Annotated in this window: 1 protein-coding gene and 3 rRNA genes; all 4 read left to right on the forward strand. The window is 54.2% G+C overall.

Going from position 1 to position 5,676, the window contains the following annotated elements:
- The coding region (locus tag ACJV2T_RS06160) for a hypothetical protein (RefSeq protein WP_419399431.1) at nucleotides 1–187 on the forward strand (187 nt) is incomplete at its 5' end.
- A 190-nt stretch (nucleotides 188–377) separates the two neighbouring features.
- Nucleotides 378–1,904: ribosomal RNA gene (locus ACJV2T_RS06165) — 16S ribosomal RNA — on the forward strand.
- Between the two features lie 377 nt (nucleotides 1,905–2,281).
- A 23S ribosomal RNA gene (locus ACJV2T_RS06170) occupies nucleotides 2,282–5,341 on the forward strand.
- Between the two features lie 179 nt (nucleotides 5,342–5,520).
- Nucleotides 5,521–5,637 (forward strand): 5S ribosomal RNA (gene rrf / locus ACJV2T_RS06175).
- Together the 16S, 23S and 5S rRNA genes form the textbook arrangement of a ribosomal RNA operon.
- Nucleotides 5,638–5,676 lie beyond the last annotated feature (39 nt).

A 5,676-nucleotide genomic window follows, 5' to 3' on the forward strand; every position in this document is an offset into this window, starting at 1 on the left:
TTTTTGGGTGCTTTTTTGCGTTTTTCGACACGCCGGTGTTTTGGCTTGTTTTCAATGGTTTTGGGGTGTTTATTTTTGGTGGGTTTGCGTTTTAGCGTGGGTTGGTGTAAGTTTATCTCTTGCTGCTCAGCGCGGCTGGTTCTCCTCGGTTGAGGTTGATGAGCCGGCTGGTGTGGTGGTGGTTTGAGAACTCAAGAGCGTGTCTGTACTACTTATTAGTTAATTATTGCCAGTTCATTGCCTGCCTTGCAGATTGCAGGGTGCCTGAGAGATGGTTAAATGGTGGTGAGGTTTTTTGTTGGGATGTTCTTTCCTTAAAGAATGTCTCGTCTTTTTCTTTTATATTGGAGCCTTTTGTTGGCTCTTCATTGAAGTTTTTCGTGGAGGGTTCGATTCTGGCTCAGGATGAACGCTGGCGGCGTGCTTAACACATGCAAGTCGAACGGGATCTGACCAGCTTGCTGGTTGGTGAGAGTGGCGAACGGGTGAGTAATGCGTGACCAACCTGCCCCATGCTCCAGAATAGCTCTTGGAAACGGGTGGTAATGCTGGATGCTCCAACTTGACGCATGTCTTGTTGGGAAAGTGTTTAGTGGCATGGGATGGGGTCGCGTCCTATCAGCTTGTAGGCGGGGTAATGGCCCACCTAGGCTTCGACGGGTAGCCGGCCTGAGAGGGCGGACGGCCACATTGGGACTGAGATACGGCCCAGACTCCTACGGGAGGCAGCAGTGGGGAATATTGCGCAATGGGGGAAACCCTGACGCAGCGACGCCGCGTGCGGGATGAAGGCCTTCGGGTTGTAAACCGCTTTTGATTGGGAGCAAGCCTTCGGGTGAGTGTACCTTTCGAATAAGCGCCGGCTAACTACGTGCCAGCAGCCGCGGTAATACGTAGGGCGCAAGCGTTATCCGGAATTATTGGGCGTAAAGAGCTTGTAGGCGGTTCGTCGCGTCTGGTGTGAAAGCCCATCGCTTAACGGTGGGTCTGCGCCGGGTACGGGCGGGCTAGAGTGCAGTAGGGGAGACTGGAATTCCCGGTGTAACGGTGGAATGTGTAGATATCGGGAAGAACACCAATGGCGAAGGCAGGTCTCTGGGCTGTTACTGACGCTGAGAAGCGAAAGCGTGGGGAGCGAACAGGATTAGATACCCTGGTAGTCCACGCCGTAAACGGTGGACGCTGGATGTGGGGCCCATTCCACGGGTTCCGTGTCGGAGCTAACGCGTTAAGCGTCCCGCCTGGGGAGTACGGCCGCAAGGCTAAAACTCAAAGAAATTGACGGGGGCCCGCACAAGCGGCGGAGCATGCGGATTAATTCGATGCAACGCGAAGAACCTTACCTGGGCTTGACATGTGCCTGTCGACTGCAGAGATGTGGTTTCCCTTCGGGGCAGGTTCACAGGTGGTGCATGGTCGTCGTCAGCTCGTGTCGTGAGATGTTGGGTTAAGTCCCGCAACGAGCGCAACCCTCGCCCTGTGTTGCCAGCGGGTTATGCCGGGAACTCACGGGGGACCGCCGGGGTTAACTCGGAGGAAGGTGGGGATGACGTCAGATCATCATGCCCCTTACGTCCAGGGCTTCACGCATGCTACAATGGCCGGTACAACGGGATGCGACATGGTGACATGGAGCGGATCCCTTAAAACCGGTCTCAGTTCGGATCGTAGTCTGCAACTCGACTACGTGAAGGCGGAGTCGCTAGTAATCGCGAATCAGCAACGTCGCGGTGAATGCGTTCCCGGGCCTTGTACACACCGCCCGTCAAGTCATGAAAGTGGGCAGCACCCGAAGCCGGTGGCCTAACCCTTTTGGGATGGAGCCGTCTAAGGTGAGGCTCGTGATTGGGACTAAGTCGTAACAAGGTAGCCGTACCGGAAGGTGCGGCTGGATCACCTCCTTTCTACGGAGTTTTTGTGCACGCTCGGTTGAGTGTGGTTACTGGTGTGGAAAACAATAGTTGACGTTTATGTGAGTTTGTTGGGCATGCTTTTGGGTTCCCGGATTGCCACCCCCCTTTTTTGTTTGGGGTTGCGGTCCTTGACCCGCAGGATTTCAGGTTGATGCTTTTTGAGTGTTGATGCTGGTTTTGTGGTGTTGTGGTGGTTTGAGAACTGGATAGTGGACGCGAGTAAAATGCGAGACTTTTTTGGTTTCGATTTTTTTGCTTTTATCAATTTCAACCGGCTCCTTTTGTTGGAGTCGCTTGATCGTTTTGTGATCGTTTAGTGTGATGATTTTTTGTCTAGAGAATTTTGCTGATGGGTTCTTACTTTAGTGTTTGTCACTGGTAAGGGCGTATGGTGGATGCCTTGGTAGACAGGACCGATGAAGGACGTGACGGGCTGCGATATGCCTCGGGGAGCTGCCGAGTGGGCTTTGATCCGAGGATTTCCGAATGGGGAGACCCGGCCACTGTTATGAGTGGTCACCACAGTTTTTGTGGGGGGTACGCAGGGAAGTGAAACATCTCAGTACCTGCAGGAAAGGATACTCCGTGAGTAGTGGCGAGCGAAAGCGGATCAGGCTAAACCGGGTGCGTGTGATAGCCGTCAGGTGTTGCGCATTCGGGGTCGTGGGATGGACTGTTCAGCCTCTGACGGGGTTGAGGAGAGTGATAAAATGTCGTGCTAGGTGAATGGGATTGAATTCCCAGCCGTAGAGGGTGATGGCCCCGTAGCTTGTCGTGCGATGTCTCTTTATGTTTATTCCCAAGTAGCGCGGGACTCGTGGAATCCCGCGTGAATCTGCCCAGACCGTTGGGTAAGCCTAAGTATTCCTGTCTGACCGATAGTGTACTAGTACCGTGAGGGAAAGGTGAAAAGCACCCCGGGAGGGGAGTGAAATAGTTCCTGAAACCGTGCGCTTACAATCCGTCGGAGCCTTCTTTGTGGGGTGACGGCGTGCCTATCGAAAAATGAGTCTGCGAGTCAGTGGTATGTGGCGAGGCTAACCCGGGTGGGGGAGCCGTAGCGAAAGCGAGTTTTAAAAGGCGTTTGAGTCGCATGTCCTGGACCCGAAGCGGGATGATCTAGCCCTGAGCAGGTTGAAGCGCGGGTAAGACCGTGTGGAGGACCGAACCCACCTAGGTTGAAAACTGGGGGGATGACTTGGGGTTAGGGGTGAAAGGCCAATCAAATTCCGTGATAGCTGGTTCTCTCCGAAATGCATTTAGGTGCAGCGTCGTGTTATTGCTTACAGGGGGTAGAGCTACTGGATGCTTGCGGGCCCATACCGGGTACCAATAGCAGCCAAACTCCGAATACCTGTTAGGTTTATCACGGCAGTGAGTCGGCGGGGGATAAGCTCCGTCGTCAAAAGGGAAACAGCCCTGATCGTCGTCTAAGGTCCCGAAGCGCGTGCTAAGTGGGAAAGGATGTGGAGTCGCATAGACAGCCAGGAGGTTGGCTCAGAAGCAGCCATCCTTGAAAGAGTGCGTAACAGCTCACTGGTCTAGTGGTTCCGCGCCGACAATGTAGCGGGGCTTAAGCACGCCACCGAAGACGCGGCTGCATGATTTGTTTCATGCGGGGTAGGAGAGCGTCCTGTATGGGGTGAAGCGGCAGTGTGAACTTGTCGTGGACTTTACAGGAGTGAGAATGCAGACATGAGTAGCGAGAGACGGGTGTGAATCCCGTCCGCTGAATGACTAAGGGTTCCGGGGCCACGTTCGTCGTCCCCGGGTGAGTCGAGTCCTAAGGCGAGGCCGACAGGCGTAGTCGAATGGATGAACGGGTTGATATTCCCGTACCGGTGTTACACCGTTCGAACTGAATCTGAGAGTACTAACCTTCATTTATGAGCTGGCTGCCTTTCGGGGTTGTTGGCTTGTTTGTGTTGGGACTGTATCGGTAGTAGGTTAGCGTGGGAGTGACGCGGGTAGGTAGCCGGCTGCGGAGGTGGTTTTCCGTGGCTAAGCGTGTGGGCTGTCTCCTAGGTAAATCCGGGGGATGTTAAAGCTGAGGCGTGATGGGTAGGCTGTAAGGCTGATTCCGGTGATCCTGCTTGCCGAGAAAAGCTTCAACGTGAGGTGTGATTCCGCTCGTACCCTAAACCGACACTGGTGGTCTGGTAGAGTATACCGAAGCGATCGGGCGAATCCTGGCCAAGGAACTCGGCAAATTACTCCCGTGCCTTCGGCATAAGGGAGACCCCTGATGGTGATGTTTTTTACAAGCGGAGCTGTTGGGGGTGGCACAAGCTAGGGGGTAGCGACTGTTTACCAAAAACACAGGAGCGTGCGAAGGCGTAAGCCGCTGTATACGCTCTGACGCCTGCCCGGTGCCGGAAGGTTAAGAGGATCCGTTAGCTTCGGTGAAGCGGTGAATTTAAGCCCCGGTAAACGGCGGTGGTAACTATAACCATCCTAAGGTAGCGAAATTCCTTGTCGGGTAAGTTCCGACCTGCACGAATGGCGTAACGACTTCCCCACTGTCTCGGCCAGGAGCCCGGCGAAATTGCAGTACGAGTAAAGATGCTCGTTAAGCGCAGAAGGACGAAAAGACCCCGGGACCTTTACTATACCTTGGTATTGTCGTTAGGTGTGGATCGTGTAGCATAGGCGGGAGGCTGTGAAGCGTGGGCGCTAGCTTGCGTGGAGTCGACAGGTGAAATACCGCTCTTTCCATATCTGGCGTCTAACCTCGACGCGTTATCCGTGTCAGGGACAGTGCCTGGCGGGTAGTTTAACTGGGGCGGTTGCCTCCTAAAGAGTAACGGAGGCGCTCAATGGTCCGCTCAGCCCGGTTGGCAATCGGGTGTTGAGTGTAATCGCACAAGCGGGCTTGACTGTGAGACTGACGGGTCGAGCAGGGACGAAAGTCGGAGATAGTGATCCGGTGCCGGCGTACGGACGTGGCATCGCTCAACGGATAAAAGGTACCCCGGGGATAACAGGCTGATCATTCCCAAGAGTCCATATCGACGGGATGGTTTGGCACCTCGATGTCGGCTCGTCGCATCCTGGGGCTGGAGCAGGTCCCAAGGGTTCGGCTGTTCGCCGATTAAAGCGGCACGCGAGCTGGGTTCAGAACGTCGTGAGACAGTTTGGTCTCTATCCTCTGCGCTCGTTGGAATGTTGAGGAGACCTGCCCATAGTACGAGAGGACCTGGGTGGACGAACCTCTGGTATGCCGGTCGTCACGCCAGTGGCGCTGCCGGTTAGCTACGTTCGGAAGGGATAACCGCTGAAAGCATCTAAGCGGGAAGCCTGCTCCAAGATAAGCATTCCTTGCACTTTAGTGTGTGAGCCCCCATGTAGAACACGTGGTTGATAGGCTAGACGTGGAAGCCCTGTAAGGGGTGGAGCTGACTAGTACTAATGGGCGATGGTGACATTCTTCCTCACTTTTACTAGTGGGGAGGGTGAGTTCCTTTTGAGTATTATTCTTCTAGCGTTAATGAGTACTGAATGTTTTGCTTAACGATCTGTTGATAAAAGAGTTTTTATTCGCGTTCATGTCCGGTTCCCAAACCGCCACGTGTTGCCGCTCACTGTTGGTGAGTGTATAATTTAGTTTTGCGGTGGTCATGGCTCAGGTGAGACGCCCGGTCCCATTCCGAACCCGGAAGCTAAGGCCTGACACGGCGAGGGTACTGCACTCGATAGGGTGTGGGAGACTAGCACGCTGCCGCATTAATCTTTCTAGCGGGGAGTTTTTAACTCCCCGCTTTTT

Origin of the sequence: Gardnerella phocaeensis, from assembly GCF_048545075.1 — a bacterium.
GTDB lineage: Bacteria > Actinomycetota > Actinomycetes > Actinomycetales > Bifidobacteriaceae > Bifidobacterium > Bifidobacterium vaginale_J.